Genomic DNA, 14,327 nt, shown 5'->3' on the forward strand with positions numbered 1-14,327 from the left:
GACTGTTGGTTGCTAGCTGATGTAATACATCAAAAGAAAGGAAAATTAAACATGATTGAACGTTACTCTCGCCCAGAAATGGCGAACATTTGGACTGAAGAAAATAAATACCGTGCTTGGCTTGAGGTGGAAATCTTGGCTGACGAGGCATGGGCTGAATTGGGAGAAATTCCTAAGGAAGATGTGGCTTTGATTCGTGAAAAAGCGGACTTTGACATCGACCGTATTTTGGAAATCGAGCAGCAAACTCGTCACGATGTGGTGGCCTTCACACGTGCGGTTTCTGAGACGCTTGGTGAAGAACGTAAGTGGGTTCACTATGGTTTGACATCTACTGACGTAGTAGATACTGCCTATGGTTACCTCTACAAACAGGCCAACGACATCATCCGTAAGGACCTTGAAAACTTCCTCAACATCATCGCTGACAAAGCGAAAGAGCACAAGTTCACTATCATGATGGGTCGTACCCACGGTGTGCACGCTGAGCCGACAACTTTTGGTCTTAAATTGGCTACTTGGTACAGCGAAATGAAGCGCAACATCGAGCGTTTCGAGCATGCGGCTGCTGGTGTGGAAGCTGGTAAGATTTCTGGTGCAGTTGGGAACTTTGCCAACATCCCACCATTTGTTGAAAAATACGTCTGCGATAAATTGGGTATCCGTGCTCAAGAAATCTCTACACAGGTCCTTCCTCGTGACCTTCACGCTGAGTACTTTGCAGTTCTTGCGAGCATCGCAACTTCTATCGAGCGTATGGCAACTGAAATCCGTGGTCTTCAAAAATCTGAACAACGTGAAGTGGAAGAGTTCTTTGCCAAAGGTCAAAAAGGATCTTCAGCAATGCCTCACAAGCGCAACCCGATCGGTTCTGAAAACATGACAGGTCTTGCGCGTGTGATCCGTGGTCACATGGTCACAGCTTACGAAAATGTGTCACTCTGGCATGAGCGTGATATCTCTCACTCATCAGCTGAGCGTATCATCGCACCAGACACAACCATCTTGATTGACTACATGCTCAACCGTTTCGGAAACATCGTTAAGAACTTGACAGTCTTCCCAGAAAACATGATTCGCAACATGAACTCTACATTTGGTTTGATCTTCAGCCAACGTGCCATGTTGACTTTGATTGAAAAAGGGATGACACGTGAGCAAGCTTACGACCTTGTTCAACCGAAGACTGCCCAATCATGGGATAACCAAGTAGACTTCAAACCACTTCTTGAGGCAGACCCAGAAGTGACATCACGCCTCACTCAAGAAGAAATCGATGAAATCTTTAACCCAACTTACTACACCAAACGGGTGGATGAAATCTTCGAACGCATCGGTTTGGGTGACTAATCGCAACGAAAAAGGGAATTTGAAAAATAGACGAAAAGAAGCAGAGAAATCTGCTTCTTTTTAAACTTTTTATAGCTAAATTATCACTAATTATATATATTTTTAAAGAGGTCTTTAGAAATCGTTTTCAACATGCTATAATGGAGTTATAAAAAAGACCGAGATGTCTCAGTCTTTTTGGTTCTTAGTGATCGCGGTCACAGGAGATGAACTTGATCTTGTAGTAATCACCGCGTTTATAAGTTTCCGTGTATTCAAGGATTTGGCCAGTCGCTTCTAGCTTGGTCATCTTCACTTGTTTGACCGTTGGGAAATTTTCGTCGATCTTCAATACCTTAGCAATCTTGCTTGGTGTAGGAAAGACGATTTCGTTGACTTCTTCGAAGTGCTCGTCATTCATATGAATGTGGTAGTCTTCTTTGAAGCGATCATAGATAGAGCTGTAGTATTCCAAATTTGGATAGTTTGGATTGATGTATTGTTCGGGAACATAGGTTTGGTGGAAGATATAGGTATCATCCCCTGTATGGCGAGTCCGTTCGATTTTATAATAGAATTGCGTTGGGTTGAGGCCTAGTTTGTCTAGGATGCTCAAGGTATTTCCACGTTTAATAGAGAGAACTTTGACTTTGGCCTTTTGGATTGGGAAGGTTTCAACATCTGAAAATTCTACCAGTTTGTGTTTTCGAGCACGAGAAACAAAGGTTCCTTTTCCTTGCTGACGGACAATGTAGCCATCAGCAGCGAGGTCGTTCAAAGCACGGACAACGGTGATAGAGCTGACATCATAAATTTTGATGAGTTCAGCTTCAGTATAAAATTTATCTCCATTTTCAAATTTTCCGGAGATAATTTGCTGCTTCAATTCATCTTTGATGTGTTGGTACTTTGGAATTGCCATAGTGCTACCTCTCTTTAGATTTCTCTTATTTAACCCTATTTTAACATATTTTTTATAAAAGTGTTGACATTTTTTAAATAATTTATTATATTAATAAATGAAAAGGGTTACATATAAGAAAGGGGGCGTTTATGGGAGTTTTTGAGATTCGCGATGCTTTCTATTTAAAAGATCAACCCTTCAAGATTTTATCCGGAGCGATCCATTATTTCCGAATTGACCCAGCAGACTGGTATCATTCCTTGTATAATCTAAAGGCTTTGGGTTTTAACACGGTTGAGACCTATGTCCCTTGGAATGCGCATGAACCCCGCAAAGGGCAGTTTGACTTTAGTGGTCGATTGGATCTAGAGCGTTTCATTCAAACAGCCCAGTCCCTAGGACTTTACATGATTGTAAGGCCGTCGCCCTTTATCTGTGCAGAGTGGGAATTTGGTGGATTACCAGCCTGGCTCTTGGAAGAAGACCTGCGAATCCGCTCATCAGACCCAGCCTTTATCGAAGCGGTGGATCGTTATTATGATCGCTTGCTTGGCTTGTTGACACCCTACCAAGTGGATCAAGGTGGTCCAATCCTCATGATGCAGGTGGAAAATGAGTACGGCTCTTATGGAGAAGATAAGGATTATCTGCGTGCCATTCGGGATTTGATGAAGGAAAAAGGCGTGACCTGTCCTCTCTTTACATCGGATGGGCCATGGCGAGCAACGCTAAGAACAGGAACCCTGATTGAAGAAGACCTCTTTGTGACGGGAAACTTCGGTTCCAAAGCAGCCTATAACTTTGGTCAGATGAAAGAATTCTTTGACGAATACGGCAAGAAATGGCCCTTGATGTGTATGGAATTCTGGGATGGCTGGTTTACCCGCTGGAAGGAACCCGTGATTCGAAGGGACCCAGAGGAGTTGGCAGAAGCTGTACATGAGGTCTTGGAGCTCGGCTCCATCAATCTCTATATGTTTCATGGCGGAACCAATTTCGGCTTCATGAATGGTTGCTCAGCTCGGGGTACGCTTGATTTGCCACAGGTGACATCCTATGACTATGGGGCTTTGCTCAATGAGCAGGGCAATCCGACGGAAAAGTATTATGCTATTCAAAAAATGATGGCGACCTACTATCCAGAGTATCCACAGATGGATCCGCTTGTGAAGTCGAGTTTATCTGAACGAACATTGGAGTTGACCAAAAAGACTAGTTTGTTCGGCAATTTAAACGAGATTGCTCAAGTCACAGAAAGTCTTTACCCACAGACCATGGAAGAAATCGACCACCCATTAGGCTATCTGCTCTATGAGACAGAAGTGGAAATGGATGCGGAAGAAGAGCGCTTGCGTATCATTGATGCGCGTGATCGGGTACAGGTGTATGCCAATGATCAGTTGATTGCCACTCAATACCAAGAAGAAATCGGTCAAGATCTTTTTTTAAACGGAAAAAAGAAAACGATTACAAACTTAAAACTCTTGATCGAAAACATGGGAAGAGTCAATTATGGGCACAAACTCTTAGCGGATACCCAACGAAAAGGAATCCGAACTGGGGTTTGTATCGATCTTCATTTCAAGCTTTATTGGAAACAATATGCGCTTGATTTTAGCCAACTGGACCGCTTGGATTTTTCGAAAGAATGGCAAGAAGGTCAACCAGCTTTTTATCAATTTGCTTTTCATCTAGATCAGGTTGAGGATACCTTCCTTGATATGACTGGATTTGGAAAAGGGATCGTTCTTGTAAATGGCCACCATATCGGTCGTTTCTGGGAAGTCGGACCGACCACTTCACTTTACGTGCCTCATGGTTTCCTCAAAGAAGGAGCTAATAGCCTGATCGTCTTTGAGACAGAAGGGCGTTACCAAGAGACACTTGAACTTGTTCAACAACCTACATTCAAAGAAGTAAAGGGGGAAAACTTATGACTATTGTAGGATGCCGTATTGATGGACGTTTGATCCACGGGCAGGTAGCCAATCTTTGGACTACCAAACTAAATGTTTCACGTATCATGGTGATCGATGATGAAGTCGCTCAAAATGATATCGAAAAAAGTGGCTTGAAACTAGCGACACCGCCGGGTGTTAAGCTCAGTATCTTGCCAGTCGCAAAGGCTGCGGAAAATATCTTGGCTGGAAAATATGATAGCCAACGACTCTTTATCGTAGCTCGCAAACCTGATCGTTTCCTTCGTTTGATCGAAGCAGGCGTTCAGCTTGAAACGCTGAATGTCGGCAATATGTCTCAATCCGATGAGACACGCGCGATTACCCGCTCGATCAATGTGGTGGATGCGGATGTGGAAGACTTCAACAAGATCCACGAAAAAGGTGTAAAGATTACGTCTCAAATGGTGCCAAACGACACTGCAGAAGACTTTATGAAGTTATTAAAGTAAAAGAAAATTTTTAGGAGGAAATTGTCATGATACAATGGTGGCAAATTTTACTACTTACTTTGTACTCAGCTTATCAAATCTGTGATGAGTTGACGATTGTTTCATCAGCAGGCTCACCAGTCTTTGCTGGTTTCATTACAGGACTTGTTATGGGGGATTTAGGAACAGGTCTCTTTATCGGAGCGTCTCTCCAATTGACAGTGCTCGGTGTAGGTACTTTCGGTGGAGCTTCTCGTATTGACGCCACTTCTGGTGCCGTTCTTGCAACTGCCTTTTCAGTAGCGCAAGGTATTAAACCAGAAATTGCGATTTCAACTATTGCCGTTCCCGTAGCTGCTCTCTTGACCTATGCAGATATCCTTGGCCGTATGAGTACTACTGCCTTTGCACACCGTATTGATGCGGCGATCGAACGCTTTGATTATAAAGGGATTGAACGCAACTACCTTCTTGGTGCTGTTCCTTGGGCTCTCTCTCGTGCCCTTCCAGTCTTCTTGGCTCTTGCCTTTGGTGGTGCTTTTGTCCAATCTGTTGTTGACTTTGTTGCAAAATATCAATGGTTCGCAAACGGCTTGACTCTTGCAGGACGTATGCTTCCTGGTCTTGGATTTGCGATCTTGCTTCACTACTTGCCTGTGAAACGTCACCTTCACTATCTTGCCCTTGGTTTTGGCTTGACAGCGATGTTGACAGTGCTTTACAGCAATGTTCAAAGTGTTGGTGCTGCAATTTCTGCTATGCTTGGAACAGATGCGTTTGCAAAACTTCCAAAAGAACAAATGGTTGCCTTCACAAACAACTTCAAATCTGTATCTATGATCGGGGTTGCCATCATCGGTATCTTCCTTGCAGTGCAACACTTTAAAAACAGCCAACGTACAGTTGTAGCTGCTCCAGCAAGCAATGTAGAAAGCGGGGAAATTGAAGATGACGAATTCTAATAACTACAAACTCACTAAAGAGGATTTTAAACAAATCAACAAACGTAGCCTCTTCACCTTCCAATTAGGTTGGAACTACGAACGGATGCAGGCTTCTGGTTACCTTTACATGCTTCTTCCACAATTGCGGAAAATGTATGGAGATGGCACACCTGAATTGAAAGAAATGATGAAATTGCATACGCAATTCTTCAATACTTCTCCATTCTTCCACACCATTATCACTGGTTTTGATTTGGCTTTGGAAGAAAAAGATGGTGTCAACTCTAAAGATGCGGTTAACGGGATCAAGACAGGTCTCATGGGACCATTTGCCCCTCTTGGAGACTCTATCTTTGGATCTTTGGTTCCAGCTATTATGGGATCTATTGCAGCAACCATCGCGTCACAAGGTCAACCATGGGGTATCTTCCTTTGGATTGCTGTGGCAGTTGCTTATGATATCTTCCGTTGGAAACAGTTGGAATTCGCTTATAAAGAAGGTACCAACTTAATCAACAACATGCAAAGTACCTTGACAGCTTTGATCGAAGCAGCTTCTGTACTTGGTATCTTCATGGTCGGTGCCTTGATTGCAACGATGATCAATGTGGATGTAACCTGGATGCCACACATCGGGGACAAAGCCATCGATATCCAAGACATGCTCAATTTGATCTTCCCACGCTTGGTTCCAGCTATTATCACAGGTGTGATTTACTGGTTGCTTGGACGTAAAGGAATGAACTCAACTAAAGCTATCTTGTTGATTATCGTCGCAGCGATTGCCTTCTCTGCCTTTGGTCATTTCTGCTTCGGCATGCAGTAATGGAGTAGGGTATGGCAAAAGAGTTAGTACTGGTCAGCCATGGTCGCTTTTGTGAAGAGCTTAAAGCTAGCACAGAGATGATTATGGGGCCACAAGAATCCATCCATACGGTTGCACTCTTACCAGAAGAAGGGCCAGAAGACTTTACCGCTAAATTTGAAGCAACAGTCCAAGGTCTAGAAGACTATATTGTATTTGCCGATCTCTTGGGAGGAACTCCTTGCAACACTGTGAGTCGCTTGATCCTTGAAGGACGTGCGATTGACTTATACGCAGGGATGAATCTTCCGATGGTCATCGAATTCATCAATAGTAGCCTGACTGGTAATGAAGGGGACTACCCTGAACGTGCAAAAGAAAGTATTGTCAAGGTAAATGACCTCTTGTCAAACCTTGATGATGATGAAGATGAGTAGGTTGGTAGGGGAGTCTGGGAGCATCATCTCAGACTCCTTTCCCATTTATCAACGTTAGATTGTAGAAAGGAACAACAGGTTCTATGTTAGACTATACAAAAGAAGACTTGCAGGAGCTAGGAGCAGAGATCACAACACGTGAGATTTACCAACAACCAAGGGTTTGGAAAGAAACGGCTCGCTTGTACCAAGAAAGAAAAGCGGAAATAAAAGCTTTCTTAGAAAAGATTGGACAAGAGCATGACTATATCAAGGTCATCTTGACAGGGGCAGGGACCTCAGCCTATGTGGGTGATACCTTGGTTCCTTACTTGCAGGAAGTGCATGATGAACGCCACTGGAATTTCCAATCCATTGCGACGACGGATATCGTAGCTCATCCTCAAACCTATTTGAAAAAAGAGGTTCCGACGGTTTTAGTATCCTTTGCCCGGAGTGGTAATTCGCCAGAAAGTGTCGCCACCGTGCAGTTGGCCCAAGACCTGGTCGATGAGCTCTATCAGATCACCATTACCTGTGCTGAAGAAGGAAAACTGGCTTTGCAGGCGCATGGGGATGAGCGCAATCTCTTGCTTCTCCAACCTAAAGAAACCAATGATGCCGGCTTTGCCATGACATCCAGCTTCACCTCCATGCTCTTGACAGCTCTCTTGGTCTTTGATCCAAGCGAGGAAGAGATCAAGGAAAAACGAGTAGAAGAGCTGGTTCATCTATCTGAGCAAATCTTGGAGAAGGACCGTGCGGTCAAAGAAGTGGTCGATCTAGACTTTGAGCGCGTGATCTATCTGGGGGCAGGACCTTTCTTTGGTCTAGCTCATGAAGCCCAGCTCAAGATTTTGGAATTAACAGCAGGCAAAATCGCAACCATGTATGAGAGTCCTGTCGGTTTCCGTCACGGTCCAAAATCCCTCATTAATGACCAAACTCTCGTCTTGGTCTTTGGATCCATTGATCCTTATACCCGTCAGTATGATCTGGACTTAGTTCGCGAAGTTGCAGGAGATCAGATTGCCCGTCAAGTCGTCCTCTTGACCGATCAAGCTGCAGGGATCGAGCATGTACGGGAAGTGTTAGTGGAAGCTTCTGCAGACTCACTAGATATCTACCGTGCCTTCCCTTACATTATCTACGGTCAATTGATTTCTCTCTTGACTTCGCTCAAGGTGCAAAATCGCCCAGACACACCTTCACCGACTGGTACCGTCAATCGGGTTGTTCAAGGGGTGATCATTCATCCATTTCATAAAGAATAGCCACTAATTTTCTATAAAAAGTGGAGTGTTTCTTCTTGTGAAACTGATACAATGGAGAAAAACAGTGAGAGGAGAAGGTTTGTGAAACAGTATCAAGAAAGCGTGTTTGGAGAATGGCAGAATCAAGAGGTTCGGGCTTATCGCCTCGAAAATGACAAGGGCTACCAATTATCTGTCATGACCTATGGGGCGACGATCTTAGAATATGTGACACCGGATAAAGAAGACCAGTTTACGAATATTATTCTAGGCTTTGATCGCTTTGAGGACTATGTGGGCAATAGCCCTAAATATGGGGCTAGTATTGGCCCGGTAGCAGGCCGGATTGCAGGGGCAAGTTTTGAACTCAATGGAGAGACCTATCATTTGGAAGCTAATAACGGTGCTAACTGCAACCACAGTGGATCAACAGGCTGGGACAGCGCTTTGTTTAGCGTGGAGTCGGTAACGGATCAGGAAATTACCCTATACACAGAACGTGCAGATGGAACCGGTGGTTTCCCTGGAAATCTCAAGGTCTGGGTAACCTATGGTTTGACGGAAGATGGTGAACTTGAGATTGCCTATCGGGTAGAAACGGATCAAGATACCTTGGTCAACCCGACCAACCACAGCTATTTCAACCTATCAGGCAACTTCACCCAGCCGATCAATGACCATGTCTTTCAGATCAACCATCAAGGGCTTTACCCTATCCATCCAGACGGTGTTCCTCTTCAGACCGTGGATAGAGAAAGTCCTGTTGTCCAGCATCTCTACCAAGCAATGCTCTTGGAGGATCTTTTTAAGGACTCTGATCCGCAAATCCGTCTGGTAGAAGGATTAGACCATCCATTTGCTCTTCCAGAAGGGCATGAAAATGCCGGCTTTCTTTACCATCAGCCATCTGGACGTTTTTTGACCTTTAAGTCAGAAGCCCCAGCCTTGGTAGTTTATTCAGCCAATTTCGTAGACGAAACTGTTCATCTGCAAGGCCAACCAATGGTTCAGCACAATGGCTTGGCTCTAGAATTCCAAACAGTGCCAGACGCCATTCACAGTGACCAAGCTGAAAAGGTCATCTTGAGAGCAGGTCAAGTCTTCACCAGCAAGACTAGCTACCATGCCATCGCTAAGAAATAAGGAGGAAAGGGGAGTGGCCAAACAAGGATGTGAAATCCTTGCTTGAGACCTCCTCTTTTTCTCGAAAAAAATTTTTTAGAAAAACTATAAGGAAAGTTTAAGCTTCCTATCGTATACTAATACCATCATCAAAGACCTCCTAACTTTGAATGATAAAACTCCTAAAACTTTTTCATAATAATCTCCCTATAAGAGCCACCAAAACCGGTGGCTTTTTTCTATGTACCTTAGCGAACGTTAGTGAGCTTAGGTACATTGATGCAGTTTGAGCGGAGTGAAAACTACGTTCCTTATTTCTTAGCAAACGTTAGTGAGTTTAGGTATGTTGACGCAGTTCGAACGCTAGTGAGAACTACGATCTTTAAAAAACACATTCTATTTATGGTACCGAAGGTATCATTTTTTGCTATAATAGACTGTATGAGTAGAATTTTAGACAATGAAATCATGGGCGATGAAGAGGCCGTTGAACGGACGTTGCGCCCGCAATATTTACATGAATATATCGGTCAAGATAAGGTCAAGGACCAGCTGAAAATCTTTATTGAGGCGGCTAAGCTTCGGGATGAGGCGCTGGATCATGTCCTTCTTTTTGGCCCTCCGGGGCTTGGGAAAACCACCATGGCCTTTGTCATCGCTAATGAACTGGGCGTCAATCTCAAGCAGACTTCTGGTCCTGTCATTGAAAAGGCCGGTGACTTGGTAGCTATCCTCAATGATCTAGAACCGGGGGATGTCCTCTTTATCGATGAGATCCACCGTCTTCCTATGTCAGTCGAAGAAGTGCTTTACAGTGCCATGGAAGATTTTTACATCGACATTATGATTGGCGCTGGGGAGAGCAGCCGGAGTGTCCATCTGCACCTTCCTCCTTTCACTCTGATTGGGGCGACGACTCGAGCGGGTATGCTGTCCAATCCCTTGCGTGCTCGCTTTGGAATTACGGGGCACATGGAATACTATGAACAAGATGATTTGACAGAGATTGTCGAGCGGACCGCCGAGATCTTTGAGATGGAAATTACCCACGAGGCTGCCGAAGAGCTTTCTCTTCGTAGTCGTGGGACTCCTCGGATTGCCAACCGATTGCTGAAGCGGGTGCGCGATTTTGCTCAGATTATGGGCGATGGCTTGATTGACGATACCATTACCGACAAGGCCCTCTCTATGCTAGATGTGGACCATGAAGGACTGGACTATGTCGATCAAAAGATCCTGCGCACCATGATTGAAATGTACGGCGGTGGCCCGGTCGGGCTTGGGACTCTATCGGTCAATATTGCCGAAGAGAGGGAGACCGTAGAAGATATGTATGAGCCTTACTTGATTCAAAAAGGCTTTATCATGCGGACTCGGACAGGGCGCGTGGCGACCCGCAAGGCTTATGAACACCTGGGTTATCCCTACAATGGAGACTAGAAGAAGATGCTGACGGAAGAAACATTAGTAGAACAGATCAAAGCGGATCCGGAGATGATGACTGTCTTGGCCATTATTCGAGATCTAGACTTGGCAGATGCCTGGTTAGCGGCGGGCGCGGTGCGCAATTTCATCTGGAACCAGCTCTCTGGAAAACCAGGGTTTGACGCGACAACCGATATGGATCTGGTCTTTTATGACCCTACGATCAGCTATAAGGAGACTCTGCAGATCGAGCAGGAATTAAAGAAGACCTATCCTCAGTACGCTTGGGAAGTCAAAAATCAAGTCTATATGCACCAGCATAGTCCTGGGACGGCTCCTTATCGCAGTGCTTGTGACGCGGTTTCTAAATACCCCGAGCAGTGTACGGCTCTTGCGGTTCGCTTAAGGAAAGATGGTCAGCTAGAGCTCTTTCTCCCTTATGGGACAAGGGATATCGAAGACTTTATTGTTCAGCCAACTCCGCATTTTTTAGCCAGTCCAGAGCGTTTAGCGGTTTATACAGAGCGTATGAAAAAGAAAAATTGGCAGAGTAAATGGCCTCCATTAGAGGTTCGTTTTCCAAAATAGAGAAACAGATCAGATTTGAAAAAGGAATCTGATTTTTCTTTAAAATGATGGAGCCACTTTGTCATCTTTCTGTCACATTTTTGTTATAATAGTAATAGTATGCTGGTTTTCCATAGTGGAAAGCCAAGAGCTCAGCTAGGTTGGGCAGTCCGAACAAGGAGTTAGGTGGAATCATGAAAAAAATCGTCTTTGTCTGCTTAGGAAATATTTGTCGGAGCCCCATGGCGGAGTTTGTCATGAAGGACTTGACGGATCAGTATGAGATTGAAAGTCGGGCCACTTCTAGCTGGGAACATGGCAATCCCATCCATCGGGGAACCCAGAAAATCTTTCAACAACACCAGGTCCCGTATGATCCAGCCAAGACTTCCTTACAGATCAAGGAAGAGGATTTTTACAACTTTGATTTGATCCTAGGGATGGACGAAAACAATGTAGCAGATCTAAAGCAAATGGCTCCTGCAGGGACAGAGCACAAGATTCATCTTTTTGCTACAGAAAGTGTGCCAGATCCGTGGTATACCGGTGATTTTGAGGAAACCTATTCCAGAGTCCTGAGCGGCTGTAAGGATTGGTTAGATCAGTTAGCAACTTCTTAAGAGTTTGATATGTGAGAGAATACAGAATATGAAAGAATTTTATGAGACTTATAAGGTCTATCTGACGCGAAAAAATTTAGAAATAGCAGCATTAGTCGTGATTGTTCTATCTGCTTTGCTGGTTTTCCTTTCAGCCATTCCAGGTCAGGGCGTCTTGACCTTGGATAAGGGGGCGATCCGTTACGACGGAAGTTTGGTCCGTGGCAAGATGAATGGCAAGGGAACCGTCACCTTTAAAAATGGGGATACCTATACAGGTAACCTCGTCAACGGCTCTTTTAGCGGCTATGGTAAGTTTAAGTCCAAGGATGGTTGGACCTATGAAGGGCAGTTTGTTAACGGCCAGCCGGAGGGCAAAGGCACCTTAACCACAGAAGCCAACGTCGTATACAAAGGAACATTCAAGCAGGGGATTTATCAAAATGCGCATTAAATGGTTTTCACTAGTCCGTGTTACAGGACTCTTATTGGTATTGCTTTACCATTTCTTCCAAAAAGCCTTTCCTGGAGGCTTCATTGGGGTAGATATTTTCTTCACCTTCTCAGGATTTTTGATTACAGCGCTCTTGATCGATGAATTTGCGCGCAAGCAAGGAATCGACTACCTGGCATTCTTGAAACGGCGCTTTTACCGGATCGTACCACCCCTTGTCTTTATGGTCTTGGTCGTGATGCCCTTTACCTTTATGGTCCAACGGGACTACGTGGCTGGTATTGGGACTCAGATTGCGGCGGTCTTCGGTTTTGTGACCAATTTCTTTGAGATGGCAACGGGTGGTAGTTACGAAAGTAACTTCATTCCACATCTCTTCCTTCATACCTGGAGTTTGGCCCTAGAAGTGCATTACTATGTGCTCTGGGCACTTTTGGCATGGTTCTTGGCTAAGCGGGCTAAGACGGTTGGGAAATACCGAGGTATGCTCTTCCTGGCATCCAGCGGGCTCTTTCTCTTCCCCTTCTTGTCCATGTTCATCCGTGCCTTTCTGACAGCCAATTTCTCTACCATCTATTTTTCTAGCTTCACTCACATCTTCCCCTTCTTTGCAGGATCATGCCTAGCAACGGTGACAGGGATTGCCAATGTCAGCCCGAACTTTACAAAGCTGGTGCAGTCTTGGAGCATGAAAAAGACCTTATCGGTCTTGGGTGGAAGCTTTGCCTTCTTGTTTGTGCTCAGTCTTTTCTTGCCATTTGATAGCTTGTGGACCTATCTGTTTGGCTTTTTAGCAGCGACAATCGCAGCTTGTGCCATGATTCTGTCGGCCCGCATTCTCCATGAGAAGACGCCAGATAAAAAAGAACCAGCCATCCTCAATTTCTTGGCAGATACCAGTTATGGTGTCTATCTTTTCCACTGGCCTTTCTTTATCATCTTCTCTCAACATTTGGGAAATATGATGGCAGCCCTTGTGACGACGATCGTTTCCTTGATTCTAACGGCTCTGTCCTTCTATATTTTGGAGCCAACCATTGCAGGCAAGGAACCTCGGGTCTTTGGTATGAAGATGGATCTCAGTTTTTTGACCAAGCCGATCTTTTACCTCATGATTCCACTGGCTCTCTTGATGGTCGGAATCTCCGCCTTTGCACCAACCGTCGGAGCTTTTGATGAGAGTTTGGTGGTGAGTGGGCTCAATCAAGCAGACAGCAAAATGCAGGTTACACGGACGCAGGTGGACAATGCAACTGCAACAGACTATAACGTCTCAAATGGTGTGACCATGATTGGTGATTCGGTTAACTTGCGAGCGCAGGACTACCTAACCAAAGCGATCCCGGGCATCCAGATCGATGCAGTGGTGAGCCGTCAGTTGGAAAATGGAATGAAGGTCTTTGAGACCGATATCTCCAATAAAGTTCTCCTAAAAAATGTAGTCATTGCTCTAGGAACTAATACCGTGAGCAACTACAAAGAGTTGCTGGATCAGTACGTTGAAAAACTTCCAAAAGGCCGTCGCTTGATCCTTGTGACACCATATGATGGTCGATATGCCAACGATCAGTCCAGTGAATCGGTTCAAACCCGACTTTATGAGTTGGAACTAGCTAAGAAATACGACTATATCACCATTGCGGACTGGTACCAAGTAGCAATTGAAAATCCAAATATTTGGGTGGGAACAGACTCTGTTCACTTCAATATGGAAACCAATGGTGGAGAACTCTATGCTCAAACAGTCAAAGAAGCTCTTGACAAGGCTGAAAAAGGTCCAGTTAAGAAGTAAAAATGCTTCTCTGAAACTGAAACAAAACAAATCCTAACAAAATAAAACAAAAAGCAACTTTTTACTTGTAAAAAGCTGCTTTTTTTAGTAAGATTAAGAAAACGCTTACAAAAATCAATTGAAAATATCACTTTGTGAAGAAAAAATTTTTTTAATTATTTTTTCACAATTTTGCTAGATAATTGCTTTCACAGCAATAGGATTGATAAAATTTTCACAAACTTCAAAAAAATCTTTGTGAAAGTTGCTTGGAAGTGTTTACAAAAATCTCAAAATAGAGTACAATTATATTGTGAAATAATTAACAAATCGAAATTTCTTACACTAT

General features: G+C 44.2%; 14 protein-coding genes. 13 read left to right on the plus strand and 1 reads right to left on the minus strand.

The genetic code is table 11. The annotated features are described in order from the left end of the window. Nucleotides 1-51 precede the first annotated feature (51 nt). Entirely contained in the window at nucleotides 52-1,350 is a 1,299-nt protein-coding gene (gene purB / locus O3605_RS03965) for an adenylosuccinate lyase (protein ID WP_003009314.1), read from the plus strand. Nucleotides 1,351-1,534: 184 nt separating this feature from the next. Here the strand turns inward: purB and agaR are convergent, their stop codons facing one another. Further along, the gene (gene agaR / locus O3605_RS03970) at nucleotides 1,535-2,251 is read right to left on the minus strand and encodes a transcriptional regulator AgaR (RefSeq protein ID WP_049498209.1); all 717 of its coding nucleotides are present in this window, start codon (nucleotides 2,249-2,251) and stop codon (nucleotides 1,535-1,537) included. A gap of 131 nt (nucleotides 2,252-2,382) precedes the next feature. On the opposite strand from agaR, the gene O3605_RS03975 reads away from it, so the two are divergent. The 12 genes from O3605_RS03975 to O3605_RS04030 all read left to right on the plus strand — a co-directional run bounded on the left by O3605_RS03975 (nucleotide 2,383) and on the right by O3605_RS04030 (nucleotide 13,999). Continuing rightward, nucleotides 2,383-4,170: a glycoside hydrolase family 35 protein gene (locus O3605_RS03975; protein WP_049498210.1), complete on the plus strand. Its 1,788-nt coding sequence runs from the start codon at nucleotides 2,383-2,385 to the stop codon at nucleotides 4,168-4,170. After that, complete coding sequence (locus tag O3605_RS03980; protein WP_003009322.1) at nucleotides 4,167-4,643, plus strand: PTS sugar transporter subunit IIB; 477 nt, start codon at nucleotides 4,167-4,169, stop codon at nucleotides 4,641-4,643. The genes O3605_RS03975 and O3605_RS03980 overlap by 4 nt, the downstream gene beginning before the upstream one ends. Nucleotides 4,644-4,669: 26 nt before the next feature. Further along, nucleotides 4,670-5,584 (plus strand): PTS mannose/fructose/sorbose/N-acetylgalactosamine transporter subunit IIC, encoded by a 915-nt coding sequence (locus tag O3605_RS03985; RefSeq protein WP_003013827.1) that lies wholly within the window; start codon nucleotides 4,670-4,672, stop codon nucleotides 5,582-5,584. Then, a complete protein-coding gene (locus O3605_RS03990; protein ID WP_003002374.1) occupies nucleotides 5,571-6,392 on the plus strand; it encodes a PTS system mannose/fructose/sorbose family transporter subunit IID in 822 nt (273 codons plus the stop codon). The genes O3605_RS03985 and O3605_RS03990 overlap by 14 nt, the downstream gene beginning before the upstream one ends. Before the next feature lie 11 nt (nucleotides 6,393-6,403). Continuing rightward, nucleotides 6,404-6,808 (plus strand): PTS sugar transporter subunit IIA, encoded by a 405-nt coding sequence (locus O3605_RS03995; RefSeq protein ID WP_003002366.1) that lies wholly within the window; start codon nucleotides 6,404-6,406, stop codon nucleotides 6,806-6,808. An 83-nt stretch (nucleotides 6,809-6,891) separates the two neighbouring features. Further along, on the plus strand, nucleotides 6,892-8,061 hold the full coding sequence (locus tag O3605_RS04000; protein ID WP_049498211.1) for an SIS domain-containing protein: 1,170 nt from the start codon (nucleotides 6,892-6,894) through the stop codon (nucleotides 8,059-8,061). Nucleotides 8,062-8,142: 81 nt separating this feature from the next. Then, the gene (locus O3605_RS04005) at nucleotides 8,143-9,183 is read left to right on the plus strand and encodes an aldose epimerase family protein (RefSeq protein WP_049498212.1); all 1,041 of its coding nucleotides are present in this window, start codon (nucleotides 8,143-8,145) and stop codon (nucleotides 9,181-9,183) included. A 420-nt stretch (nucleotides 9,184-9,603) separates the two neighbouring features. After that, nucleotides 9,604-10,602, plus strand: coding sequence for a Holliday junction branch migration DNA helicase RuvB (gene ruvB, locus O3605_RS04010; RefSeq protein WP_371585299.1), 999 nt, complete (start codon nucleotides 9,604-9,606; stop codon nucleotides 10,600-10,602). Between the two features lie 6 nt (nucleotides 10,603-10,608). After that, nucleotides 10,609-11,175 (plus strand): nucleotidyltransferase family protein, encoded by a 567-nt coding sequence (locus tag O3605_RS04015; protein WP_070505202.1) that lies wholly within the window; start codon nucleotides 10,609-10,611, stop codon nucleotides 11,173-11,175. 173 nt (nucleotides 11,176-11,348) lie between these two features. After that, nucleotides 11,349-11,774, plus strand: coding sequence for a low molecular weight protein-tyrosine-phosphatase (locus O3605_RS04020; RefSeq protein ID WP_371585300.1), 426 nt, complete (start codon nucleotides 11,349-11,351; stop codon nucleotides 11,772-11,774). Nucleotides 11,775-11,802: 28 nt separating this feature from the next. Continuing rightward, nucleotides 11,803-12,207 carry an MORN repeat-containing protein gene (locus O3605_RS04025; protein ID WP_031572807.1) on the plus strand — a complete coding sequence of 135 codons (405 nt, stop codon included), beginning with the start codon at nucleotides 11,803-11,805 and terminating at the stop codon, nucleotides 12,205-12,207. Continuing rightward, nucleotides 12,197-13,999, plus strand: coding sequence for an acyltransferase family protein (locus O3605_RS04030; RefSeq protein WP_049498137.1), 1,803 nt, complete (start codon nucleotides 12,197-12,199; stop codon nucleotides 13,997-13,999). The genes O3605_RS04025 and O3605_RS04030 overlap by 11 nt, the downstream gene beginning before the upstream one ends. Nucleotides 14,000-14,327: the final 328 nt, after the last annotated feature.

Origin of the sequence: Streptococcus sp. 27098_8_99 (genome assembly GCF_041431935.1) — a bacterium.
In the GTDB taxonomy this organism is placed as follows: domain Bacteria; phylum Bacillota; class Bacilli; order Lactobacillales; family Streptococcaceae; genus Streptococcus; species Streptococcus parasanguinis_D.